Genomic DNA, 23,309 nt, shown 5'->3' with positions numbered 1-23,309 from the left:
GCCGCGTGGCTTTCGCACTTGCCTGCAGCGACATGCGCAGGCGGCCGGCCAGAGGATCGAAAAGCCCGCGATTATAGCCCGGCTGTGGGCGCTTGCGCCAAAACGGCTTCATCCTGCTTCGTAAGCCGCCCCGCTGCCCGGGCCGCGGCCAGCAGATCGGGGCGCTGCGCGGCCGTCAGCCGCAGCTGCGCGTCGCGGCGCCAGCGCGCGATGCGGCCATGGTGGCCCGACAGCAGCACCTCGGGCACGGCGGCGCCGCGCCAGTCTTCGGGCCGCGTGTAGTGCGGACAGTCGAGAAGCCCGTCGAGCGCGGGGTGGAAGCTGTCGAACTGGTGGCTGTCCTGGTCGTTCAGCACGCCGGGCTGCAGTCGCGCCACCGCGTCCAGCAAGGCCAGCGCAGCGATCTCGCCACCCGAAAGAACAAAGTCGCCCAGGCTGATGCAGTGCGTCACGTAGCGGTCGACCAACCGCTGGTCGATGCCCTCGTAGCGGCCGCATAGCAACACGGCACCGGCACTGGCCGACCACTGGGCCACCGCGGCGTGGCGCAGCGGCTCGCCGACAGGCGCGAACAGGACGACCGGCGCAACGTCGCGCCGGTCGGCGGCGATGGCGTCCAGGCAACGGGCCAGCGGCTCGGCCATCATGACCATGCCCGGGCCACCACCGAAGGCGCGGTCGTCCACGCGCTTGTAGTTGCCCTCGGCCCAGTCCCGCGGGTTCCATAACCGCAGCTCGACCTGGCCGGACTCGAACGCGCGGCGCGTCACGCCGCTCGACAAAAACGGCGCGAAAAGCTCAGGGAACAAAGTGACGACGTCGAAGCGCATGGCTTCAGTAGTCGGGCTGCCAGTCCACGGTGATGCGCCGCGCAGGCAGGTCCACGCCATCGACGAAGGCCGATACGAAGGGAATCATGCGCTCGACGGTCTTAGTGGCGCCATCGGCCGTTGCCTCGCTGGCATCCAGCACGAGAACGGTCTGCGGACCGGTGGCCAGCAGCTCGCGCACCGTGCCAAGCGCCACGCCTTCGCGGTTGACCACGTCCAGGCCGATCAGGTCGACCCAGTAGTACTCGTCCTGGTCGGCCGTCGGGAAGCTGGTGCGCGACACGAACAGGCGCGAGGCCTTCAGTGCGTCGGCTGCGTCCTTGTCGTCGATGCCATCGATCGAGGCCACCACGCCACCGCCGTGTTCCCTGGCCTCACGTACGCGCAGCAGCAAGGTGCCGGCAAAAGGCTGCGGGCCCTTTTCAGGGGGCTGCAGATACCAACGCTTGGATGAAAAAAGCGCCTCGGGTTGGGCGCTGTAGGGCTGGATCTTGAGCCAGCCCTTGACGCCCCAGGCACCGGCGATGCGCGCGATTTCGATCGCATCGTCCGGCAGGGGCGCCGGGTCAAGTGCCTGCAACATCAGCAGGCCAACCCTCAGGCAGCAGCAGCGGGAGCAGCGGCCGTCTTGGCGGCAGCCTGGGCCACCAGGCGTTCCACCGTGGGGGACGCCTGGGCGCCGACACCGCGCCAGTAGCTCAGGCGATCCTGGGCGATGCGGATGCTCTCTTCGTTGGACTTGGCGATCGGGTTGTAGAAACCGATACGCTCGATGAAGCGGCCGTCGCGACGGGTACGCTTGTCGGCCACGACGATGTTGAAGAAGGGACGTGCTTTTGCACCGCCACGGGAAAGCCGGATGACAACCATGATTTATCCTCTGGGGGTCGGTCCGGCGCGAAGCGCTGAAGAGGACCGACGATGAACTCTCGTTCAGCGTTGAGACACGCGCTGTGGCCACCCGGCCAGCACACGCTGAAAAGCCCGCGATTATAGCGCCCCCAGGATTCCATGCCCCTCATCCGCTCCAGCATCGATGCCGACGTGCCGGCCATCTCCGCCATTTACACCCACCACGTGCTGCACGGCACGGGAACCTTCGAGATCGACCCGCCGACCGTGGCCGACATGGCGGCGCGCCGTGCCGACGTGCTCTCCAAGGGCCTGCCCTACCTCGTTGCCGAGCAGGACGGCCAGGTGCTGGGCTTTGCCTATTGCAATTGGTTCAAGCCGCGCCCGGCTTACCGCTTCTCGGCCGAAGACTCGATCTATCTGGCCGCCGACCACAGTGGCCGCGGCCTGGGCCGGCAGCTACTCGGCGCATTGGCGGCGCAGGCCGAACAGGTCGGCGTACGCAAGCTGATCGCCGTGATCGGCGACTCGGCCAACGGCGGCTCCGTCGGCGTGCACCGCGCCGTGGGCTTCACGCAGGTCGGCGTGCTCAAGTCCTGTGGCTGGAAGTTCGACCGCTGGCTGGACGTCGTGCTGATGGAAAAGCCCCTGGGCGCTGGCGACAGCACGCCCGCCACTTGAACTGCGCCGCCTCGAAGGACACATGCACAAGAACAAGACCGTCGCGAGCTGGCTCGCCCTGCTGGGCGGCCCGTTGGGGCTGCACCGCTTCTATCTACACGGCTGGGGCGACCTGTGGGGCTGGCTGTATCCGCTGCCCACGGCGCTCGGGCTGTACGGCATCGAGCGCGTCCAGCAGTACGGGCTGGACGACAAATGGAGCTGGGTGCTGATGCCGCTGTTGGGCATCAGCGTGGCAGCCGGCGCGTTGACGGCCATCGTCTACGGCCTGCGCTCGACCGAGAAATGGAATGCCGGTTTCAACACCCAGGCTGCGGCCGACGCGCCGCCCGGCCAGACCAACTGGTTCACGATCGCGGCCGTGGTCGCCTCGTTGCTGATCGGCACGGCCGTCCTGATGGCCAGCCTGGCCTTCAGCTTTCAGCGCTACTTCGAGTACCAGATCGAAGAGGCGCGCAAGATCTCGCAATAGCGATCAGAACAGCACCATGCTGAGCCAGTAGGCGATCGCGGCGACGAATGCACTGGCCGGGATCGTCAGGATCCAGGCCCACACGATATTGCCCGCCACACCCCAGCGCACCGCGCTGGCGCGACGCGTGGAGCCGACGCCGACGATGGCGCCCGTGATGGTGTGCGTGGTCGACACGGGAATGCCCAGCATCGTCGCCAGGAACAAGGTCATCGCCCCGCCCGTCTCGGCGCAGAACCCGCCGACCGGCTTGAGTTTGGTGATCTTCTGCCCCATGGTCTTGACGATGCGCCAGCCACCGAACATGGTGCCGGCGGCGATCGCCACATAGCAGCTCACGATGGCCCACACTGGCGGCGACGCGTCGCTGGCCGATGCGTAGCCGGTGGCGATCAACAGCAGCCAGATGATGCCGATGGTCTTTTGCGCGTCGTTGCCGCCGTGGCCCAGGCTGTAAGCACCGGCGGAGACCAGTTGCAGGCGCCGGAACCAGCGGTCCACGCGCGAGGGCGTGGCACGGCGGAAGATCCAGGACACCGCCACCAGCATCAGCGAGCCCAGCACATAGCCCAGCAGTGGCGACACGAAGATGAAGGCAACCGTCTTGGCGATGCCGCTGCCAACCAGCCCGCTGGCCCCGGTCTTGGCCATCACGGCGCCTACGATGCCGCCGATCAAGGCGTGCGAAGAGCTGCTCGGGATGCCGTAGTACCAGGTGATCAGGTTCCAGGAAATGGCGCCGATCAGCGCACCGAACACCACGTGCACATCGACGATGCCGGGCTGCGCGATGCCCTTGCCCACCGTGGCGGCCACGCTGAGGTGGAACACGAAGATGGCGATGAAATTGAAGAAGGCGGCGAACACCACCGCCTGGCCCGGCTTGAGCACGCCGGTGGACACCACGGTCGCGATCGAATTGGCCGCGTCGTGAAAACCATTCATGAAGTCGAACACCAGCGCCAGCGCCACCAGCATGACCACGACCCACAGGGCCACCTGCACAGAAGCCATCTTGCGCGACCCGCGTCAGGAGTTCTCGAGGACGATGCCCTCGATGAGGTTGGCGACGTCTTCACATTTGTCGGTGATCGTCTCGAGCAGCTCGTAGATGGCCTTGAGTTTGATCACTTCGCGCACGTCGGGCTCTTCGCGAAACAGCTTGCTCATGGCCGAGCGCATGACCCGGTCGGCGTCCGACTCCAGCTTGTCGATCTCCTCGCAGGTCTTGATCGCGGCCTCGGCCGTGGCCGGCTCTGCAATGTTGGCCAGCATCCTCACGGCATCGCGCACGCGCTCGCAGCACTTCACGGACAGCTCCGTCAGACGCCGGATCTCGTCCGTCATCACGCGCACGTCATACAGCGCCATCGTCTCGGCCGAGTCCTGGATCAGGTCGGCCACGTCGTCCATGGAGTTGATGAGCGAATGGATCTGGTCGCGGTCGATCGGTGTGATGAAGGTCTTGTGCAACACACGGCTGACCTCGTGCGTCACGCGGTCCGCAGCCCGCTCGGCGTTGTCCACGTCGCGGTTGTACTGCTCGCGCAGGTGCGGATCGTTGTAGTTGGCCACCAGCTGCGAGAACGCGCGCGCGGCCTCCACGATGCGGTCTGCATGCTGGTTGAACATCTCGAAGAAATTGCCGTCGCGCGGCATCAGCTTGCCAAACAGCATGGCGTGAATCCTGGGGGAGTGTGTCAGCAGTGTGACGGGGCGGTGACGGCGCGCAGTGTACCTGCGCGAATCCCGGCCACCAGGCGCCGAAAACCTGCTAGGGCCAGTGCGCGCAGAGCTTCGGTTCGACCACCCTCTACACGGCGCGGTGAGCCCTCCTGCACAATGCCGTCCGGGCGTTGCGTCGACGCCCCGCACTGGTGCATGGCGCACCAGCATGGCCTTGGCAAGGGCCGCCCTTGCCAGACGCGACACGATGCTCCGCCCCCCATGTTCGAAAGAATTCTCCTGGTATGCACTGGCAACATCTGCCGCAGCCCACTGGCCGAAGCCATGGTGCGCCTGCAATTGGCAGAGGATGGGCGCGCTGCCACCGCGCAGGTGCGTTCGGCGGGGACCAAGGCAATCCCGGGCAAGCCGGCGGATGAGACCGTGCTGTTCGTGGCGCGCACGCAACCCACGCTGGCGGCGAGTCTGCAGAGTCACCGGTCCCAATCCATCGATCGCACGCTGACCTGGTGGGCCGACCTCATTCTGGTCATGGAGACGCACCATGCCCGCAGCGTGCTCAAGCTCGACCCAACGGCTCGCGGCAAGATCCACCTGATGGGCGCTGGCCTGGGCCAGTCGATTCCCGACCCCTACCTGAAGCACGAGACCGTCTACAGAGAGGTGCACAACCTCATCGCAGCATCAGTCGCGTCATGGCGTCACAAGATCAACAATTGATGCTGTGCGGGAAGGTGGCTTGTTCCACGAACGCCCTGCGAGTTGTTACAAGTCGGAATGGCTTGGAAGTTGCTCGGTCACACCCACCGGCTAACATTCGGGCGATCTATGGAAAGCATGAACTTCAAGGCACAAGGCCGCAATCAGTCACCGCGTTGGGACGACATAATCAGTCTTTGAATGCATTCGCGTGAATCTGGTCGAGTGCATGCAATTCGATAATAAGCGCCGCGCAAGTCCAAGGCCGCGTTGCAATGCAACTAGATCGAAACATATCGCCGTTACAATTCGCAACGTTCTTGTTGCAGACTTGCGGCAGCCGTTCCTACTTCCCTCTCTGCCGCCGCCGCTCGTTCCAGGGCCTCCGATTGCTCTCTAGCCCAGGGATCTCATGCAGTTTTTAGATCAACTTGCCACCGAGGACCGTGACCGATGCATGCGGCTGCTGGCTGCAGCGCCTGGCATCCGCACGCACCTGGGTCTGTTGACTTGGCTGCGCAGCGTCGACATGCAGCAGATCCTGCCACACGACATCTTGCTTGCCGCCTGGGGCAACCTGCGCGGCGGCGCCTTCGAGTTCGACATCGTGTCCGACCTCCCCGGCGTGCGCACCAGCGCAGTGGAGGCTGACAAGTTGCAGGCACCGACCCGGCAGCTTTTCGCGCATTGGCAGGACCACGGCGAGCAGCCATGCACCGTGGCTGGCGACGTATTGCAGGGTGCCCTTGCCAGCCTGGCGCTCGCCTCGCGCTCCATGCTGGTGCATGGACTGCGCGACCGGAGGACCGGCCAGGACTGTATGTATGTGCTGGTCTCGCCAGCTGCCGGCCACGGCGCGGAGACCGCAGGGGCGCTGGCAGCGCTGCTGCCGCACATCGACCTGGGCTTTCGCCAGGTCGCGACGCTACCGCGCCGGTCTGCACGGCCCACCGTCCAGCCGTACCACGAGCACGCCACGGCAATGCCGCGCATGCAACCCGAGCAGATCACGGTGCCGGCCACGTCGGGCCAGTTCAACACCCCCGCCATGACCGAGCGCGAGCTGCAGATCATGCGCTGGGTCGAGATGGGCAAGACCAATCACGAGATCGGCGCCATCCTGGACATCAGCGCGTTCACGGTCAAGAACCACCTGCAACGTATCTTCAAAAAGCTCGACGTGTACAGCCGGGCGCAAGCCGTGTCCCGTTTCAAGGACAGCATGCTTCATGGATAGTCAATCCCTTCCCCTGCCCGAGCCCAAGCCGGCCACGCCCATCGGCGCCGGCACCCTGGGCCGAGACCACCCCCTGAGGTTCATCGAATCGCTGATCGACCCCGGCGTATTGGTGCTGTCCCTGTGGGGCATCGGCTTGTATTTCGACGGCGCGCTGCCGCCGTCGCACCTGATCCTGTCGGTCATCGTGTTCGCCATGACCTTCCCCGGCACCACGCAGCTGCAGTCGTCGCTGGGCAAGCTGGTCACGCAGACCGTGATCAACTGGATCGGCATCGCGGCGTTGCTGCTCATCACGGGCATCGCCACGGGCTACATCCGCGAGTTCTCGCGCAACGCCCTGCTCGCCTGGCTCTGGATCGCACCGGTGGCCCAGATCGTCGCCCACCGCGCGCTGCGCCTGGCTGCCCCTTTCGTGCTCAGCCTGCGCGGCCCGTCGCGCAAAGCCGTCATCGTCGGCATGAACACACAGGGCATCGCGCTGGCGCGCCGCATCCGCGACACCCCCTACGCCCGCGTGGACGTGGCCGGCTTCTTCGACGACCGCGAGCTGCACCGCCTCAACGCGCCCATCGGCTTCGGCCTCATCGATCGCCTGGCAGGCCTGCCGGCGTACGTGAAGGCCAACGACATCCAGATCATCTACCTGTCGCTGCCCATGGCCTCACAGCCGCGCATCCTGCAGGTGCTCGACGGCCTCAAAGACACGACGGCCTCGATTTATTTCGTGCCGGACATGTTCGTCACCGACCTGATCCAGGGCCGCACCGACTCGGTCTACGGCATGCCCGTCATTTCCGTCTGCGAGACGCCGTTCCGCGGCACCAGCGGCGCGGTCAAGCGGCTGTGGGACTTCTCGCTCGCGCTGATCATCCTGATCATGATCTCGCCCGTCATGCTGGCCGTCGCGATCAGCATCAAGCTCACCTCGCCCGGCCCCATCATCTTCAAGCAGCGCCGCTACGGGCTCGACGGCAAGGAAATCCTGGTCTACAAGTTCCGCTCCATGACGGTCACGGAAGACGGCGCGACCAGCTACACCCAGGTCAAGCGCGGGGACGCGCGCGTCACGCGCGTCGGCGCCTTCATCCGCAAGACTTCGCTGGATGAACTACCCCAGTTCTTCAACGTATTGCAAGGCCGCATGAGCGTCGTCGGTCCGCGGCCGCATGCCATTGCCGTCAACGAGCAGTACCGCAAGCTCATCTCCGGCTACATGATCCGGCACAAGGTGCGACCGGGCATCACCGGCTGGGCGCAGGTCAACGGCTACCGGGGCGGCGACGACCTGGACTCCATGCGCCGCCGCATCGAATTCGACCTGGACTACTTGCGGAATTGGTCAGTGCGGCTCGATCTGTACATCGTGGCGCGGACGGTGGGTGTGGTGTTCAAGGACAGCAAGGCGTTCTGAGGGTGATGAGAACTCCGATCCGCGCCACACGTGCGCTGGCTGCATTGGCGGTGCTCGCTGCGTATTCCCCGGCGCGTGCCGACCAGTTCGACACACTGAACTTCCGGGTGCGGCACGCCGTGCTGTACGACTCCAATTTTTTTCGCAGTTCCGGGATCAACGCCAGTAATCCGGTCCGCTCGGAAACGCGGGACATGACCACCTTGGGGATGGAGCTGGACAAGCAATATTCACTTCAGCGCGTTGAATTAGACGCCAGCGTTGTAGCGAACAGGTTTCGCACCAGCGACTACCTTAACTACAACGCATTGAACTATCGCGCTGTGTGGCATTGGAGCTTGACCCCGCGCCTGCACGGCACATTGCGCCGAGAGCAGGACGAAGCACTTAACTCCTATGACTATTTTGGAGGCCGCGCTCGCAATCTCCGCACCGATCAGACGACGGCTGCCTCAATGGAAGCCGTAGTAGGCCGGGACTGGCGCTTGCTGGGGGGATTGGAACGGGAAACGCGTACCAATGAGCAGCCGATCGCAGAGCAAGGCGACTACACGCTGCGCAATGTTTCAATCGGCGTCCGGTATCTTTTCCCTTCTGGCAGCAGCATCAGTTACCGTTTGCTTGATGGCCAAGGCACGTACCAGAACCGCATTCCTGGGGTAACCGCGTTGCCCAGGTCATTCGAACAACTGCAGCATGAGCTGCGTTTTGCGTGGGCGGTCACGGGTAAAACTACCGTTGGCGCTCGCATTGCACACCTATCACGCGAGCATCCCGGCCTGGCGCTGCGTGACTTTTCGGGGGTCGTTGGTGACATCAACGCCCAATGGGCGGCGACCGGCAAGCTACATTTCCAGGCCCTCGCTTCACGTGGCCTTTCAGCGAACCAGAACAACACCAGCAGCTACATCAGCAATAGCCGACTAGGGCTGAGCGCGAACTGGTCCGTACGCTCGCGGACTGTCGTGTATGCGGGCTTTGACCGCACGATCAATGACTTCGACGGCACGCCGCCTGGTGTCGTCCCAGAAAACCGAGAAGACAAGATCCACGGTATGCGGCTGGGCCTGCGGTGGACCCCGATAGACGCACTGTCCTTCGGTGCCGCGGTGCAACGCAGTCGCCGAACGTCCACCATCAGCGGCGCCGACTACACCAACAACAGCGCCACGGTGGATGCGACATTCCGCTTTTGACCCAGACCTGCTTTCCATGCCTCCTACCATGCACTCAATGTCCCAATCCCACCCCCTGATTTGGCGCGTGCTGTTGCTGTGCTGCCTGCTGTTCACCGGCGCTGCTGCACTGGCACAAGACCAGGTCACACAGGACTACCGGCTCGGCGCAGGAGACACCATCCGTGTGCTCGTGTTCCAAAGCCCGGACCTGACCACCGATGCGCGCGTTTCGGAAAGTGGCGCCATCACCATGCCGCTCGTAGGCGGCGTAACCATCGGCGGGCTCAGCATTGCCAATGCCGAAAAGAAAATTGCCGCCGCACTCAAGAGCGGCGGCTTCCTGCAGCAGCCTCAGGTCAACATCGTCCTCGTGCAGGTGCGTGGCAACCAGGTTTCCGTGCTGGGACAAGTGCAACGCCCAGGTCGCTTTCCTCTAGAGATCGCCAATACCCGCGTCAGCGACGTGCTGGCAATGGCCGGCGGAACCACAAGCACTGGAGACGACACTGTTATCCTCAGCGGCATGCGCGACGGCAAGCCGTTCCGCAAGCTAATCGACATTCCTGCATTGTTCTTGGACGAGGAATCGGGCAACAACCTGTTGGTTGCCGCGGGTGACACGCTGTACGTGCACCGGGCGCCCGTGTTCTACATCTACGGTGAAGCGCAACGCGCCGGTCCCTATCGCATCGAGCGCGGGATGACGGTCATGCAAGGCCTGGCCATGGGCGGTGGTCCGACCAACCGAGGCAGCGAGTCGCGCTTGCGCCTGCACCGGCGCGATGCCTCAGGCGTCGTGCAGCAGACGACGCCATCGCTGACAGACACGCTGCAGCAAAACGATGTGATCTACGTGCGCGAGAGCCTGTTCTAGCGTACGGCGCCGGCATCCATTTCGCGGGCCGCGGCTCCGCGGCCTCACTGCCACCGACAGCCAACCCCAAGGAAGCCACGCGACATGAAGATTGCCTTCATCGGATGCGGATACGTGTTCGACATCTACATGCGCACCCAGTGGGCGCACCACGAACTGGAGATCTGCGGCGTGTTCGACATCGACACCGCGCGCTCAGCCACCGTTTCGCAACACTACGGCTACAAGGTCTATTCCAGTCTAGAAGCACTTCTCACGGATCCGGCCGTCGAGACGGTAGTCAACTTGACGAGCATCCAGTCGCACAACGCAGTCATCCGGCGCGCATTGGAAGCCGGCAAGCACGTCTATTCCGAAAAACCTTTCACCACTGACATCGACCAGACACGCGAACTGTTCGCGCTGGCCGAGCAGCTCGGCCTGGTTCTTACAGGTGCCCCGAGCAACCTGTATTGCGATGCTGTCAGCACGTTATGGAAGGCCGTGCGCGACGGCGCTATCGGCAAGCCTGTGCTCGTCTATGCCGAGCTCGATGACAACCCGGCTCACATGATGCAGTTGGAGAAGGTGCAAAGCCCGACTGGCGCGCCCTTCCCCTACGCGGAAGAATTCCAGGAAGGGTGCACGGTGGAACACGTTGCCTACCACCTGGTCTGGCTGTGCGCCATGTTCGGCCCAGTCATCTCGGTCACGGCGTTTTCGGACTTCCTGGTGCACCACAAGACCGACACGCCGCTGACTCCCCCTGACACCCCCGACTTCTCGGTCGCCTGCCTCCACTTCGCCAACGGCGTGGCCGCACGCGTCACCTGCACCTGGGTCTCCCCGCGCAACCACCAGATGCGGGTCATCGGCGAGCAAGGTGAGATCACGGTCGACAACGTGTTCCACGACCAATCGCCCGTGCACCTGGAGCGGTTCTCGCGCGTGACGCTCGCAGCGCGCAAGGCCTACACCGTGCGCACCCAGCCGCTGCTCGGTCGGCTATTCGGCGCCGGCGGCCGGCGCGTGCCGCTGGTGCGGCGCTGGAAGTCCCACGCGGTCGAGACCGAAAAAGGCGTCGGCACCTCGCTCAAGCACCGCTTCGTGAGCTGGCTGCGCCGGCGCGAGATCTATGCGCAAGACAAGCTGGCCGGCCTAGCGGAGATGGCACGCGCCATGCAAGAGAACCGGCCACAACCCATGCCGCCGGATTTCCACATGCATATCAACGAGTTGTCGTTGCTGATCCAGCGCGCCGGCGCGCATGGCGTTGCGCTCAAGCCGACGACCAGCTTTGCCCCCATAGAGCCGCTAGCCGACATCAGCATCAACCAGCCTGACTACCTCGCGACTGCACATCCGGCTCTGCTTGAAAAAGCAGCTAGCAGGATTGTGGAAGCACTGCACAAGCGTTGATGCAAGCACCTTTGATCCAATTCTTCGTAAAAAGCGCCTGGTCGACCGGGCTCGCGGACAAGCGCGCAGCCCATGCGGCCGTGTCCATGCCCACACGGCCATCGAAGGCCGGCTCGGGAGCAGGCCGGGCTGCGCACTGCTACTGCGCCCCATGAAAAAAGTGCTCATCGCCAGCCCCGTCGTCAGCCACCCTGCCCTGGCGGGCAACAGCTCCCGCATCAACCAGATGGTGGACAGCCTGCGCTCGCTGGGCTGCGACATCCATTTCCTGCTGTGCCCCATCCGGTTGATCCAGGACACACGCAGCGGCCATGAGATGGCCACCGTCTATGGCGCCAACTACCACGAACTGAATGGCGGGCGTGTCATCGGTGGAAACCTGCAGCAAAAGGTATGGCGTGTACTGCTGCGTCGTGGCTTGCGCAGATTCGAAGCGGCGCAGGACGTGACCATCACATCCGGCATCTTCCGCCCCCAGGACAAAAGACAGTTCAAGGAGATCGTGCAGAAGATCAGGCCCGATGCCGTGATCTTCGAATACGCATTGATGGCAGAGCTGGCCGATTGCCTGGACGACACCCGCCGCAAGATCGTCGACACGCACGACAGCTTCACGGACCGCAACAAGCGGATTCGCGCCTCCGGTGGCGCCGGCATGTGGTGGTCGCTGAGCAAGCGGCAGGAACGACGCCTGCTTTCCAGCTTCCACCGCGTCATTGCGATCCAGCAGAACGAGCGCGAACACTTCACCAAGTTGCTGGCTGGCTCCAAAACGCAAGTGGCGCTGGTCGACATCCTGAAGGCGCCTGCTCAGCACCATCGTGGCGGCACGCCGTCCAATATGGTGTTGGGATATATCGGCTCCAAAAACCACCATAATGTGGAAGGCCTGCTGAAATTCATCGAGCACCAGTGGCCAAAAATCATTGCAGCAAACCCTGACGTGAAATTGCTGGTGGCGGGCGATCTGTCCATCGACCGTGCGCTGCCAGGCGTCAGCTTCATCGGGCGCGTGGGCGATCTGTGGGCTGATTTCTACAGCCGATGCTCCGTGGTCATCAACCCTTGTGTTTCCGGCACAGGTTTGAAAATCAAGACTGTCGAAGCCATGTCGTATGGCGTGCCAGTCGTCACCACCCACGAAGGCTGCAGCGGCATTGAAATGGCAGTCGGGCAAGGGCTGTTCCACTGCAGCATATTTGCCGCCGACTTTCACGAGCATTGCGTCATGTTGCTCATAGACGATCACCGCAGAGCGCGCGAAAGCGAGATGGCCAGGGCCTTCGTCGAGACCAGCATGCGCACGTCCATCGCAACCTTGGAACACATCATCCAATGACCGCGACAACTCCCTGCTGGCACCGCCGCCCCGTACGCACAGGCGCCACCCCAAATACGGTTCGCCGGGCCTGCCGCATCCGCAGGATGCCAACATGAACGGCATGCCGCGAATCTCGGTCGTCATCCCCCTCTACAACAAGAGCCAGACGATCGAGCGGGCCATTCGCTCCGTGATTACGCAGCGGATCACCGACATTGAAATCATCGTGGTAGACGATGGCAGTACAGACAATTCGGCCGCAGTCGTCCAAGCAATGGCGGACGATCGCATCAAGCTGGTGCGCCAGCCCAATGCAGGCCCCGGCCGCGCCAGGAACGTCGGCGCGTCCCATGCGCGGGCCCCCCTGTTCTCGTTCCTCGATGGCGATGACGAATGGAAGCCCGATTTTCTGGCGGCCGGCCTGACGGCACTGGAAAATCATCCGCAAGCAGTGGCCTACGCCTGTGGCTTCGACACTGGGGTTTACGCAGACCAGGTCACGGACAAGGTATCCCTGCTGACGCCGACGCCCGCGTTGCTGCCTCCACCGAAAGTGGCCGCTGGCCATCAATGGATGAAATATGCGTTGGACGGGTTGCATTCGAGCTCGACCATCGTACGGCGTGAAGCCTTTCTGGCCGCTGGAGGTTATTTCGACCGCGACCGCTGTCTGTGGGGAGAAGACAGCTATCTATGGGGCCAGATTCTTTTCATGGGCCCGGTATTTTGGGACCCCGCCCGCCACATTTTTTATCACATTGAAGACTCGGACCTGGGCTTTGCGATCAAGAAGCGCGATCGCGAGCGCCCGCTTGCAAAGTGGGGTTACCAGCTCATGAAAAAGATGGCGCCCGAGCATCGAAAGGCATTTTTTGTGCTTGCACAAAGAACGGCATCCGATGACGCAGACACCTTGGCCGACTCTGGCCACATCATCAAATGCTTTGCACTGCGCTGCAAATACCGCCTGCTGCGGCCGTGGAGGCTAAAGGCAGACATCCGGCGGTATTTGAAACACCTGCAAAGCCGTGGCCTCCAAAAGTCATGACATTCAAATTATCGGAGCAGCCGCGTGGCTAGACGCATAGGTCTTCTGACCCTTCCTTTGCACACCAACTATGGTGGCATTCTGCAAGCGGCAGCGCTCTATCGCGTGCTGGCCAAGGACTTGCAGCATGAGGTGGTTTTTCTGGAACGCGGCCAACGCAAATGGCCGACTTCCGTCGTGCACCGAACGTTGATCGGCTCGTTGAAACGGCTGCCCTGGCTGCCTGTTTTGCGCAATCAGTTGGCAGCCTCGGTCGATGGCAAATCACCCGCGCTCAACGTCATGCCGGCCTCCGTTAAACGCAAGCTGCTCAAGAAAGCCGATATCGCACTGCGTGATCGAAGAATCGAGACGCACCAGGCATTCCTGAAACGCTTCCTGCCCAATCGAACCGGTCACCTCGGCAGCACGCAGGACTTGGCTGCCGCTGCGCAGCGTTTTGGCCTGGACGCACTTGTCGTGGGATCCGACCAGGTCTGGCGCCTCGACTACTTTCCCAGCAATGCCGAGGAAGACTATTTCTTCGGTTACGCACCCACTGCGGATATCCGCAAGATCTCCTACAGCGCATCGTTTGGCCACGGCACGTGGACGTTTCCAGAACACACGGCGCGTACCAGGGAGTTGATTGCTCAGTTTCACGCGGTTTCGGTGCGCGAAGCATCTGGCGTGGAGATTTGCGCAACGGTGTTTGACCGCCATGACGCCCAGCATGTCCTAGACCCCACGCTGCTGGTGGACCCCGCGTTCTATGAAGAAATTGCAGGCGCCCGTAGCAGGCCCTCAAAAAAAACCTTTCTCAGCTACGTTCTGGACGAAGGGCCTGACCGGCAGGGGTTCACGCGCGACGTCCGGGCCGCGCTCGGCTCGCAATATGCGTACCGTTCACTGACCTTGGATACGGGCTCCAAGACCATCGACATCCCGGAATGGATACGCGCATTCATGGACGCGGACTTCGTTCTGACCGACTCCTTCCATGGCATGGTCTTCTCGATCATCTTCGAAAAGAAGTTTCTGGCCATCGTCAACCGCAACCGCGGCGCTGACCGCTTCGTGTCCCTGCTTGAGCAGTTGGACCTCAGAGACCGCCTGGTCACCGATGCGCAAGCGCCCAACATCACCGAGCTCGTCCAACAGCCGATCGACTACCAGCGTGTGAAGTCGAAGCTGAAAGACTTGCAGACGATGTCGGCGGCGTTCTTGAGGAAAGCACTTGATTGATCTGTCGCCTGCCAGCCCGGCCCCTTTGAAGCCGTGTCCTATGCAGTCCTCACGCATGGACCACGGCGCTGAAATTTGAGCAAGCCAGATGTCTGAGATCGAACAAGTAATCGCGTCCAACATGTGCATCGGGTGTGGGACTTGCGCGTTCGCGCGCCCGGACCTCTATGCGATCGGCATGACGGATGCCGGACACCTGGCCGCCAAGGCCACCAGTACCGAGAAGGACGCAACGCTGTCCCGCCTGTGCCCCATGTCCGGCGCGTCCAGCAACGAAAGCCAGATTGCGGCGCGCCTCTATCCGGAACTGCCGGAGGACTCCCAGATCGGGCGGTACAGAAGCACGTTTGCCGCCCACGTGAACGAGAGCGAATTTCGGGTCCGCGGTGGCTCGGGTGGTCTCGTCAGCTGGATTCTTGCCGAGCTGTTTCGCCGCGGAGACATTGACGCCGTCCTGCACGTCAAGCCAGCAGATCCAAGCGAGAACGAAGGCCTGCTGTTTCACTACGCCATCTCCGAGTCGGCGCAAGACATGACGGCCGGCGCCAAGTCACGCTACTACCCGATCGAAATGTCGGGCGTCCTGGCGAAGCTTCAGGGCTCGTCCAAGCGCTACGCCGTGGTCGGGCTGCCCTGCTTCATCAAGGCAGTCAGGCTGATGCAGGACGAAGGCCTCCTGTCTCGCGAGCAGACCCCGTTCTGCCTGGGACTCGTCTGCGGCCATCTCAAGAGCCACTACTTCGCCGAGTACCTGGCCTGGCAAAAGCAGGCCGAACCCGGCTCGCTTGCCACGTTCGATTTCCGCCGCAAGCTCATGGACCGTCGAGCATCCGACTACGGCTTTGCGTTCCAGAAGAACGACGCGGGCACGATCACCGCGGAAGAGGCCTGGCCCATGGCCTCGGTTCGCGGACGGGACTGGGGCGAAGGGCTGTTCAAGAACGCCGCGTGCGAGTACTGCGACGATGTGCTGGCCGAATGCGCCGATGTGGCGATTGGGGATGCCTGGTTGCCGAACTACATCGCCGACCCGCTGGGGACCAACGTGGTCGTCACCAGGAACGCCTATCTCGACTGCGTCATCCGGGAAGGGGCCGAACGCGGCGCCCTCATGCTGGGAGAAGCTGATGTCGAAGCGGTCATCCAGAGCCAGTCGTCAGGACTGCGGCACCGCCGTGAGGGGCTGGCCCATCGTCTTGCGCAGCGCAAGCGCCAAGGCAAGTGGATTCCGATCAAGCGCGTCGAGCCCGCCCTGGCGCCCACCAGGCACCGCCGGAAGATTTACGACGCACGGCTCGCCATTGCAGTGCAGTCGGCCGCCATCTACGGCGTGCTTCGCAAGAACTACCAGCCCTTGGCCGCATTCGAGCGGGAGATCAAGCCCATCGTCGCCCGGTACACCAAGGCAACGCTGCGAGAGGCAAGCCCCGGCTTCAAGGGCTTCGCCAGGCGCGTCGTCAGGCGCCTGCGGGCAGCCTTGAAGCGCTGAAGAAGTCAATACATGCTCGGACGTAAAGTGGCGCTCGGCGCCGCGCTTCTGACAGCTCTTCAGCTGCTCATGAAGTTCGTGGACATCATTTCGCTGGTCATCATGGCGCGCCTGCTCACGCCGGCCGACTTCGGCCTGGTGGCGCTGGCGGCCTCGGTTCTGGCCATCGTGCGCGCCACGACAGAGTTGAACGTGAGCGAGGCGCTGGTGCAGCGCAAGGAAATCGACCCGCGGGACGTCGACACCGCCTTCACGCTCAACGCCTTGCGGGCGCTCATCGTGTCGCTCGTCATCGCAGGTACAGCGCTGCCCATGGCAACACTGTACGAAGACAGCAGGCTGACCGAAATCCTCCTGGTACTGGCACTGGTTCCGCTGCTGGGCGGGTTCTCCAGCCCCGCTCTCGTGCACTACCTGCACCGGCTCCAATACGGCCCTGGCGCGCGCATGCAACTCGTCGGGCGCCTGGCGGGCCTGGTGGTCTCCATCGTGCTTGCGTACGCCACGCGATCGTACTGGGCGCTCATCGTGAGCCAACTGGTCACTCCATTGGTCTCCACCGTCTACAGCTATTTCCTCGCCCCGTATCGACCACGCCTGCGCCTCAAAGGCACCAGGAGCCTGCTCGATTTTGCGGGCTGGACTACAGCGTCACGCTTCATCTCCACCGTCAACCTGCAGTCGGACCGCTTCCTGATCGGCCATATCCTGGGCAAGGCCCAACTGGGGCAATACACCGTTGGCAGCGACATGGCATCGCTGGCAACCTACGCCTTCGCAGCGCCGATCATGCAAACGATGTTCGGCGGCTTCGCCCGGCTGCATGGAGACCCCGACCGCATGCGCGCCGCTTACCTCAAGGCCCAGCAGATGCTCGTCATCATCCTGTTGCCCTTTGGCTTCGGCCTCGCCGCCACCGCGGACCGCATCGTGCCGCTGATCCTCGGTCCCGACTGGAACTCCGTCGTGACAGTCATCTACTGGTTGGCCCCTGTCGTGTCGCTGCAAGTCCTCTACCTGCCCCTGCTCTCCCTGGCCATGGCGGTCGGCCAGCCCAGGGTGCTGGTCGTGCGCGAAGCCGTCAACTTCGGCATGCGCGTGCCGCTGACCCTGGGCGGCGCGTGGTACTTTGGCCTGCTGGGGGCAGTCATTGCGAGGTCGCTCGGGGGTCTTGTCATCATCGTCATGACCCTGGTCATCGCCCGTCGATTCATCCAAATCTCGGTACTGCGCCAGATCAGCAACATCTGGCGCAGCTTGATCAGCGTCGCCGTCATGGTCGGTGGGGTCGAGCTGTTGAAGCACTCCATCGAGATTCCCACCGGAACGCCCATGCAGATCGTTCAAGTCATCTTGCTGGTTGCAACCGGGTCCGCTCTCTATGTGTGCACACACCTGGGCTTGTGGGCACTCGCCAAGCGGCCCGACGGGGCCGAGCAGTTCATCTTCAACATGATCGGATCGCGCAGGAAGGCGTGAAAAAAGCCGAAGGCAGACGCTGCAGGTACGCAGGCAGGCGCCCACCGGCCGGCGCCAGCGCCCCGTCAACGCATTGTTCGGTCTGCGGCAGCAGGCATTCTTGAAATCATGAGCACTCACGCGCAATGACAGTCGACCCCAAGCCGCCTCGCGTTGGCAGGCGATTCCTGTTGCTGAGCCCGACACTTCCATACCCGACGGATTCCGGCGCCAACCAGCGCACATTCCTGCTGCTCAAAGCATTGCAGCAGCTCGGACATGTGGATTTCCTCCTGGTCGGTGACTGCAAAGTGCCCGACCACGCGCTGCCCATCCTGCGCTCGGAGTTCAATTTCATCGGGCATGTGCCGCGCCAATACAGTGCGTGGGCTCCGCAGCAATGGCGCCTGGGCGCTCCGCGCATCGACAAGCCCTTTCAACGTCTCGTCTATTCGGCCCTGGGTTGGCGGTACACCTTCTTCCACAGCCGGGCGATGCGGCGCGCGGTGGCAGAACGCCTGGCCGCAGGCAACTACGACGCAGTCGTCACGCGCTACCTCTCCACCGCCTACCAGTCCGGCGTGTTCGATCACCCCGCCCTGTACGTCGACCTGGACGACCTGGAATCTGAGGTCTGGGCAACCAGGGCCGCAGGCGAGAAGCGCCAGCTGATTCCACAGCTTTACCGCCGCGTGGCAGCGTCCTACCGCAAGAAGGAAAAGGAACTCGTGGCGCGCTGCGCGGGCGTCTGGGCCACCAAGAAGAAAGACGTGCAGATGCTCCAATGCAGTGCCGTGCGCCTGCTGCCCAACATCCCATTTGCCTCTTACCCGCACGGCGTCCAGCCATTGGCGCCGGCCATGCAGCGCATCGTGCTGGGCGTGGGCGTCTACGACTGGATGCCCAACCGGGAAGGGTTCGACTGGTTCATCCGGCAGGTGTGGCCGCTCGTGCACCAGGCGCATCCAGGCAGCGAACTGCACCTCGTGGGCAAGCTGTCCGATGAAGACTTGAAGCTACGTTGGTCGCAAACGGCAGGCGTGCGCTGCCTGGGCCGCGTGGACGACCTGCAAGCCGCCTACCAGAGCGCACTGTTCACGATCGCGCCTCTGTTCAGTGGGGGCGGCACCAACATCAAAGTCATCGAGTCCCTGGCCTACGGGCGCTGCTGTGTGGTTACGCCTCACGCAGTCAAGGGCTTCGAAAACCTGGATGGCTTGCAACTTGCAGGTGACGCCCAAGCATTCGCCGACAAGTGCATCGCATTGCTTGGCGACATGAAGGGCACAGCGCGCATGGGCGCGCAGGCCACAGCGGGGGCGAATGCGCAGTTTTCGTTCGAGAGTTTTTCTACAACGATCGATGAGACGGTGTCCGCCGCCTGAACTAAGTCTCTGTTGTCGGAACATCCAACGCGGCTGCAATGCAGAAGAAGCAACGCCGTGATGCCTCAAGGCGTGGAGCATGCGATCATTGTGCAGTGCAGCACAAGAAATCTAACTAGTCGTGGTGTGGCCAAGAAAGAATTTCGATCATCATTTTTCGGTAAAAACCTGGTGATCGACGAATAACTATTGCAAGTTTTGCTCCACGACTCGTGCAAGTTTATAGCTCGCACTCGTCCAATCCTACTATCGAAGCCATCCCAAATTGCACCAACCGAAGATCTTGCTTCATTCAAGCAAGTTGCATCAATAATTATTTTTCATTCCAAGGACCAACCGATGTCAACAGCGCGCGGCCAAAGCGAATCCCTCAACGGAATTCAGTATCTTCGAGGCGTTGCGGCATTGATGGTGGTTGTCCACCACGCCCGCCATTACTACGGCACAGTTCCAACATGGTCGAATTTCGGAAGTGCCGGCGTTGACATATTTTTCATTATTAGTGGATTCATTATGGTCCATGCCACTCGAAACTTCGATCCGGCATTGAACAGACGACTGCAAGCCCTCGACTTTTTTGCTCGCCGAGCTATCCGGATCATCCCACTCTACTGGCTGGCGCTATTAATTCAAAATCGCCACACGCTTCGCCGAGGAACGACAGATCCGAGTGTAGCCTATGATTTCGCGTTCATCCCCAGATTTAGCGAATCATATCCAGGTGAAATCTATCCGTCGCTTATTGTAGGCTGGACATTAAATTTTGAAATATTTTTCTATATTCTTTTTGGCGCATCTATTATTTTTGGAAGCCGCAAATATTTAGTGCTAGTTTGCACCATTCTGCTTCTTGTAACCGTTGGGCAAATCTGGAAGCTGGACAGTGCGCCTTGGCGCATCTGGACCGGATCAATGCTTGGGGAGTTCGCACTGGGAGTCGGCGTGTATATTGTCTTCGCTCAAAAGAAGTGGGTTCCACACACCAACATTTCAGCGGCGCTACTCGTTGTAGGCTTCATATTACTAGCTCTCCCCAACGGCCCTGTACCACGACTTATTGCCGACGGAACCATATCGGCCCTTATCGTGTGGAGCGGATTACATGTTGGCAGAGCCCTGAAACCTCAAAAGATATTGACAATCCTGGGTGATGCCTCCTATTCAATCTATCTCACCCATGTATTCGTTCTCCCGTACTGCTACAAAATATTCAACCGCTTGAATCTATCTGAGCCAACGCCGACAAATATTGTTTTTGTATTGGCGGCTTGCGTTATAGCTTGTTCTATCGTCGGCGTGATCATCTACTACGTAGTCGAGAAACCATTGCTGAAAAAAATGACCGCATTGTGGCGCCACATAGGACAGCCATCACAAAGTGCTTTGGCAAGAAAAGCTTCGCAACCTTCTGCCTAAGACAATGCATCAGGTTTCGCCGTGGTGCTTATTAATCCATTCACTTTGCACCGCCAAGAATTCTCAAGAACTCGCCCTCAGAGTTTGGCATGTTTCCATTGGAAATAGTGCCATTGAAGTCCCTGGCACCATAGTCCCAATAGTTGTGATAAGCCAAATTGGAGTTTTGAATCCAGTCCGTCATCTTCTGGATGTAATAGGGATCGTCGCCGCCGCCCCGCCCGTCTGGTCGCTTGCCCGTTCCCCACTCAGGAAAAGAAACCGGTTTGCCGCGCGATGCCGCGAACTTACGATGCCATTCCAGGCCATTGGTGTATGTGCGCTTCAGCGTCCACCTGTCCTGCGCATTCCTGGGGTTCCAGGACACGTTGTAAATATCCAGGCCGATGATGTCCACGTACTCATCGCCCGGATAGACATCTTCAGGGTCCAACTCCCCCTTGCCCCAGGCAGGGCACCAGTCAAAGCGAAACTGTGCGCCGGGCACAGATCGCATGGCTGTGACAATCTGGCGCCAATACGTCACCCAAGCCTCGGGATTCTGCGCGGCGCGCCATGGGAACCAGGAGTGATTGAACTCCCAACCGATCCGCACCACGGCGTCGGCGTATCCGTTTTGCACCAGGGTCTGCGCCACTTTGACGAAATGCTCGTTGTAAGCACCCTGGGCGCCTTCGGCCAAGGTGGACGAGCCGTCTTTCGGCAACATGGGCACGGAGAATGTCATTTGAAGGCCGGTGGCCTGCCAGCAACGAGAGCCGCGGTTCGCAGCGCTGACCAGCTGCGCCCACGATTCGTTCGAGAAAAAATCGATAGCCCGAGCGGGACGGCGCCCGAGCCATTTCTCCGTCAGCGGCACCCTGGCAGTTCCATTGCAACCAGGGCCCAAGTAAAACCCGAGAGACGATGCCATGTCGGTGGCAGCCGCTGCAAAGCCACCGCTTGCGCAAAGCAACACGCCGGCAAGAAAATGCTTCAGCCCCATGAGATTCTCCTGGTAAAAGCCGCAATAATAAATGCGCAACAGAATCAAAAAACTATTACAAGATTCAAACCGCTGCAATGAACCAACCCAATTCAAGCGCTTGAGTTTCGACTCATCAATTTCACTATCGTGGCCATGCTAACATCCAAATGTGTTGCATTCTAAAGGCGACAGGCATTTAAGGGTTTTTACAAATGCGAGCCTGCGCTGCACATCAATACAGCACCAAGCAAGATTGCTTACAGATGCACAAGCCATTTGACACATGTGCGCTGCATACAATTCGCTGGCACAAACCGAAATTGGGTGTTGTCTGCCTAATATGCCTCGAGATCGATTGAAATGAAGTTGAACAGCAACCCGGAGCTTGAAAGCCCGTCCATCATTCTCGACGAATATGCTCTCGGTGATCAAGAGGAGTGGAATCGGCGACAGCGCTGGCTGCTGTTTGCGCTTGTCACCCCGCTGCTGGCATCCACGTTCCTGGCAAAAATCTCCGTGCCGCCATTGGGTGGGATGGGTTTTGGAATCAGCATGCCGCTGACATTGTTGATCACCGCGCTCCTAGCGTGCACGAGCGTATTCGTCGTCAACACAGAGCGCCTTCTCTTGTACACCGCGCTGATCGGCACGACCGGATTGGTTCAGGCCGTGCAAGATGCGAGGTTTTCGCTCAATTCCTTTATTTTTCTGGCCGCGTTCTTTGCCCCATTCATATTTCAGTTCAAACCGCAGCAGCGGGCTGAGAGAGTGCTTGGCAGTTTGAATGCATATTATATTTTTGGCCAGGTTGCGACATGCCTGGCAATTTGCGGGGTGGTGCAGTATGGCGCCCAGTTTGTCATAGGCGCGCGCTACGCCTTTCCGATTGAGTTTTTTCTCCCGGATATTTTCACGGTTCAAGGGTACAACAACCTGAACCCTTTGTCGTATAGAGCCAATGTCTTCAAGGCCAACGGCGTTTTCATGTTGGAACCTTCTACCTTCAGCCAGATCACCGCGCTCGGGCTGCTGTTTGAACTGTCGTTCTGGGCAAGAAAAAGTCGTTTGGCGATTTACATTGGCGCTCTTGCCTTGACTTATTCAGGCACGGGCATCTTGATCCTGATCGTCGGGCTTGGCGCTCTGGTTGTGTTCAACCGACGCTGGGACATCATCCTGGTCGGGGCATGCGCAGTGGGCGTTCTCGCAATATTTGCGGAGCCCTTGAATTTGAATGTTTTTCTGAATCGCGCCACAGAGGTCCAGTCGACCGGATCGAGTGGTTTTGCGCGATTCGGCGCATGGGTGTATGTATTCAAGGAACACTGGCTTGTCGACCCATTCAGAATCTTGTTTGGCCTGGGAGCTGGCAGCTTCACCAAGTACTCTTTCATGTCTCAGTATGTTGCGGCTGAGATGGGGTTCTCCAAGATATTCTTTGAGTACGGCTTGATTGGTGGAACCATTTTCTTCTACTTCTTGATCCGGCTAATTTTCATGAGTAGGCTGCCAATTGCTTGCAGCCTCGGCTTGTGTACCATGCTTTTCCTCAACGGCGCATACTCACCAACTGTGATGGGTATATTCACGTCTGTTTTGCTTTGGCCGGTCTTCGCACCAAAGCTGGAAAAAGTCGACGAGTCAATCACAGCCGGCCCTGACAAGCTGCCTGAATCCTAA

The 23,309-nt window shown here is 61.1% G+C and carries 22 protein-coding genes; 16 read left to right on the top strand and 6 right to left on the bottom strand.

Annotated elements, in window-relative coordinates:
- Nucleotides 1–71: 71 nt before the first annotated feature.
- Genes trmD through rpsP form a run of 3 tightly spaced genes read right to left on the bottom strand, consistent with a single transcriptional unit; the run spans nt 72 to nt 1,700 of the window.
- Nucleotides 72–830, bottom strand: coding sequence for a tRNA (guanosine(37)-N1)-methyltransferase TrmD (trmD, locus tag ASF43_RS13955; RefSeq protein ID WP_056181970.1), 759 nt, complete (start codon nt 828–830; stop codon nt 72–74).
- A 4-nt stretch (nt 831–834) separates the two neighbouring features.
- Complete coding sequence (gene rimM, locus ASF43_RS13950; protein ID WP_056181967.1) at nt 835–1,413, bottom strand: ribosome maturation factor RimM; 579 nt, start codon at nt 1,411–1,413, stop codon at nt 835–837.
- Between the two features lie 14 nt (nt 1,414–1,427).
- The gene (rpsP, locus tag ASF43_RS13945; RefSeq protein WP_056181966.1) at nt 1,428–1,700 is read right to left on the bottom strand and encodes a 30S ribosomal protein S16; all 273 of its coding nucleotides are present in this window, start codon (nt 1,698–1,700) and stop codon (nt 1,428–1,430) included.
- 141 nt (nt 1,701–1,841) lie between these two features.
- On the opposite strand from rpsP, the gene ASF43_RS13940 reads away from it, so the two are divergent.
- On the top strand, nt 1,842–2,363 hold the full coding sequence (locus ASF43_RS13940) for a GNAT family N-acetyltransferase (RefSeq protein ID WP_056181963.1): 522 nt from the start codon (nt 1,842–1,844) through the stop codon (nt 2,361–2,363).
- 22 nt (nt 2,364–2,385) lie between these two features.
- The gene (locus tag ASF43_RS13935) at nt 2,386–2,835 is read left to right on the top strand and encodes an NINE protein (protein ID WP_056181960.1); all 450 of its coding nucleotides are present in this window, start codon (nt 2,386–2,388) and stop codon (nt 2,833–2,835) included.
- A gap of 3 nt (nt 2,836–2,838) precedes the next feature.
- Here ASF43_RS13935 and ASF43_RS13930 read toward each other — a convergent pair whose 3' ends face one another.
- Both ASF43_RS13930 and ASF43_RS13925 read right to left on the bottom strand, forming a co-directional pair.
- Nucleotides 2,839–3,849 (bottom strand): inorganic phosphate transporter, encoded by a 1,011-nt coding sequence (locus tag ASF43_RS13930; protein WP_056181957.1) that lies wholly within the window; start codon nt 3,847–3,849, stop codon nt 2,839–2,841.
- A 15-nt stretch (nt 3,850–3,864) separates the two neighbouring features.
- Nucleotides 3,865–4,512, bottom strand: coding sequence for a DUF47 domain-containing protein (locus ASF43_RS13925; RefSeq protein WP_056181953.1), 648 nt, complete (start codon nt 4,510–4,512; stop codon nt 3,865–3,867).
- Between the two features lie 270 nt (nt 4,513–4,782).
- Here ASF43_RS13925 and ASF43_RS13920 point away from each other — a divergent pair, with 270 nt between their 5' ends.
- The 13 genes from ASF43_RS13920 to ASF43_RS29855 all read left to right on the top strand — a co-directional run bounded on the left by ASF43_RS13920 (nt 4,783) and on the right by ASF43_RS29855 (nt 20,662).
- Nucleotides 4,783–5,241, top strand: a complete 459-nt coding sequence (locus ASF43_RS13920) for a low molecular weight protein-tyrosine-phosphatase (protein ID WP_056181950.1) — start codon at nt 4,783–4,785, stop codon at nt 5,239–5,241.
- A 391-nt stretch (nt 5,242–5,632) separates the two neighbouring features.
- A complete protein-coding gene (gene epsA, locus ASF43_RS13915) occupies nt 5,633–6,457 on the top strand; it encodes an XrtB/PEP-CTERM-associated transcriptional regulator EpsA (RefSeq protein WP_082497853.1) in 825 nt (274 codons plus the stop codon).
- Nucleotides 6,450–7,871 (top strand): undecaprenyl-phosphate glucose phosphotransferase, encoded by a 1,422-nt coding sequence (locus ASF43_RS13910; RefSeq protein WP_200932527.1) that lies wholly within the window; start codon nt 6,450–6,452, stop codon nt 7,869–7,871. Before epsA ends, ASF43_RS13910 begins: the two co-directional genes overlap by 8 nt.
- Before the next feature lie 5 nt (nt 7,872–7,876).
- Nucleotides 7,877–9,067 (top strand): XrtB/PEP-CTERM-associated polysaccharide biosynthesis outer membrane protein EpsL, encoded by a 1,191-nt coding sequence (epsL, locus tag ASF43_RS13905; RefSeq protein WP_056181944.1) that lies wholly within the window; start codon nt 7,877–7,879, stop codon nt 9,065–9,067.
- Between the two features lie 37 nt (nt 9,068–9,104).
- Entirely contained in the window at nt 9,105–9,923 is an 819-nt protein-coding gene (gene epsE / locus ASF43_RS13900) for a polysaccharide export protein EpsE (RefSeq protein WP_056181941.1), read from the top strand.
- 84 nt (nt 9,924–10,007) lie between these two features.
- Nucleotides 10,008–11,321, top strand: a complete 1,314-nt coding sequence (locus tag ASF43_RS13895) for a Gfo/Idh/MocA family protein (protein WP_056181938.1) — start codon at nt 10,008–10,010, stop codon at nt 11,319–11,321.
- 151 nt (nt 11,322–11,472) lie between these two features.
- Nucleotides 11,473–12,660 (top strand): glycosyltransferase, encoded by a 1,188-nt coding sequence (locus tag ASF43_RS13890; protein ID WP_082497852.1) that lies wholly within the window; start codon nt 11,473–11,475, stop codon nt 12,658–12,660.
- 94 nt (nt 12,661–12,754) lie between these two features.
- Nucleotides 12,755–13,690: a glycosyltransferase family A protein gene (locus ASF43_RS13885; protein WP_082497851.1), complete on the top strand. Its 936-nt coding sequence runs from the start codon at nt 12,755–12,757 to the stop codon at nt 13,688–13,690.
- Nucleotides 13,691–13,747: 57 nt separating this feature from the next.
- Complete coding sequence (locus ASF43_RS13880; protein ID WP_162241805.1) at nt 13,748–14,914, top strand: polysaccharide pyruvyl transferase family protein; 1,167 nt, start codon at nt 13,748–13,750, stop codon at nt 14,912–14,914.
- Nucleotides 14,915–15,002: 88 nt separating this feature from the next.
- A complete protein-coding gene (locus tag ASF43_RS13875; RefSeq protein WP_056181928.1) occupies nt 15,003–16,403 on the top strand; it encodes a Coenzyme F420 hydrogenase/dehydrogenase, beta subunit C-terminal domain in 1,401 nt (466 codons plus the stop codon).
- Between the two features lie 12 nt (nt 16,404–16,415).
- A complete protein-coding gene (locus ASF43_RS13870) occupies nt 16,416–17,882 on the top strand; it encodes a lipopolysaccharide biosynthesis protein (RefSeq protein ID WP_056181926.1) in 1,467 nt (488 codons plus the stop codon).
- A 125-nt stretch (nt 17,883–18,007) separates the two neighbouring features.
- On the top strand, nt 18,008–19,246 hold the full coding sequence (locus ASF43_RS13865; RefSeq protein WP_082497849.1) for a glycosyltransferase: 1,239 nt from the start codon (nt 18,008–18,010) through the stop codon (nt 19,244–19,246).
- Between the two features lie 339 nt (nt 19,247–19,585).
- Nucleotides 19,586–20,662, top strand: coding sequence for an acyltransferase (locus ASF43_RS29855; protein WP_082497848.1), 1,077 nt, complete (start codon nt 19,586–19,588; stop codon nt 20,660–20,662).
- A gap of 40 nt (nt 20,663–20,702) precedes the next feature.
- On the opposite strand, the gene ASF43_RS13860 is transcribed toward ASF43_RS29855, so the two are convergent.
- A complete protein-coding gene (locus ASF43_RS13860) occupies nt 20,703–21,647 on the bottom strand; it encodes a glycoside hydrolase family 26 protein (protein WP_156373309.1) in 945 nt (314 codons plus the stop codon).
- Nucleotides 21,648–21,989: 342 nt separating this feature from the next.
- Here ASF43_RS13860 and ASF43_RS13855 point away from each other — a divergent pair, with 342 nt between their 5' ends.
- Nucleotides 21,990–23,309 (top strand): O-antigen ligase, encoded by a 1,320-nt coding sequence (locus ASF43_RS13855; protein WP_056181917.1) that lies wholly within the window; start codon nt 21,990–21,992, stop codon nt 23,307–23,309.

The organism is Pseudorhodoferax sp. Leaf267 (assembly GCF_001422405.1).
GTDB lineage: Bacteria > Pseudomonadota > Gammaproteobacteria > Burkholderiales > Burkholderiaceae_C > Pseudorhodoferax.
The sequence above is the reverse complement of the archived record's forward strand: the minus strand, read 5'-3'. Positions and strand labels throughout refer to the sequence as shown.

Bases quoted from the DNA above. Each gene is read 5' to 3' on its own strand.
- trmD (WP_056181970.1), bottom strand. From the start codon at position 830: ATGCGCTTCGACGTCGTCACTTTGTTCCCTGAGCTTTTCGCGCCGTTT.
- rimM (WP_056181967.1), bottom strand. From the start codon at position 1,413: ATGTTGCAGGCACTTGACCCGGCGCCCCTGCCGGACGATGCGATCGAA.
- rpsP (WP_056181966.1), bottom strand. From the start codon at position 1,700: ATGGTTGTCATCCGGCTTTCCCGTGGCGGTGCAAAAGCACGTCCCTTC.
- ASF43_RS13940 (WP_056181963.1), top strand. From the start codon at position 1,842: ATGCCCCTCATCCGCTCCAGCATCGATGCCGACGTGCCGGCCATCTCC.
- ASF43_RS13935 (WP_056181960.1), top strand. From the start codon at position 2,386: ATGCACAAGAACAAGACCGTCGCGAGCTGGCTCGCCCTGCTGGGCGGC.
- ASF43_RS13930 (WP_056181957.1), bottom strand. From the start codon at position 3,849: ATGGCTTCTGTGCAGGTGGCCCTGTGGGTCGTGGTCATGCTGGTGGCG.
- ASF43_RS13925 (WP_056181953.1), bottom strand. From the start codon at position 4,512: ATGCTGTTTGGCAAGCTGATGCCGCGCGACGGCAATTTCTTCGAGATG.
- ASF43_RS13920 (WP_056181950.1), top strand. From the start codon at position 4,783: ATGTTCGAAAGAATTCTCCTGGTATGCACTGGCAACATCTGCCGCAGC.
- epsA (WP_082497853.1), top strand. From the start codon at position 5,633: ATGCAGTTTTTAGATCAACTTGCCACCGAGGACCGTGACCGATGCATG.
- ASF43_RS13910 (WP_200932527.1), top strand. From the start codon at position 6,450: ATGGATAGTCAATCCCTTCCCCTGCCCGAGCCCAAGCCGGCCACGCCC.
- epsL (WP_056181944.1), top strand. From the start codon at position 7,877: ATGAGAACTCCGATCCGCGCCACACGTGCGCTGGCTGCATTGGCGGTG.
- epsE (WP_056181941.1), top strand. From the start codon at position 9,105: ATGTCCCAATCCCACCCCCTGATTTGGCGCGTGCTGTTGCTGTGCTGC.
- ASF43_RS13895 (WP_056181938.1), top strand. From the start codon at position 10,008: ATGAAGATTGCCTTCATCGGATGCGGATACGTGTTCGACATCTACATG.
- ASF43_RS13890 (WP_082497852.1), top strand. From the start codon at position 11,473: ATGAAAAAAGTGCTCATCGCCAGCCCCGTCGTCAGCCACCCTGCCCTG.
- ASF43_RS13885 (WP_082497851.1), top strand. From the start codon at position 12,755: ATGAACGGCATGCCGCGAATCTCGGTCGTCATCCCCCTCTACAACAAG.
- ASF43_RS13875 (WP_056181928.1), top strand. From the start codon at position 15,003: ATGTCTGAGATCGAACAAGTAATCGCGTCCAACATGTGCATCGGGTGT.
- ASF43_RS13870 (WP_056181926.1), top strand. From the start codon at position 16,416: ATGCTCGGACGTAAAGTGGCGCTCGGCGCCGCGCTTCTGACAGCTCTT.
- ASF43_RS13865 (WP_082497849.1), top strand. From the start codon at position 18,008: ATGACAGTCGACCCCAAGCCGCCTCGCGTTGGCAGGCGATTCCTGTTG.
- ASF43_RS29855 (WP_082497848.1), top strand. From the start codon at position 19,586: ATGTCAACAGCGCGCGGCCAAAGCGAATCCCTCAACGGAATTCAGTAT.
- ASF43_RS13860 (WP_156373309.1), bottom strand. From the start codon at position 21,647: ATGGGGCTGAAGCATTTTCTTGCCGGCGTGTTGCTTTGCGCAAGCGGT.
- ASF43_RS13855 (WP_056181917.1), top strand. From the start codon at position 21,990: ATGAAGTTGAACAGCAACCCGGAGCTTGAAAGCCCGTCCATCATTCTC.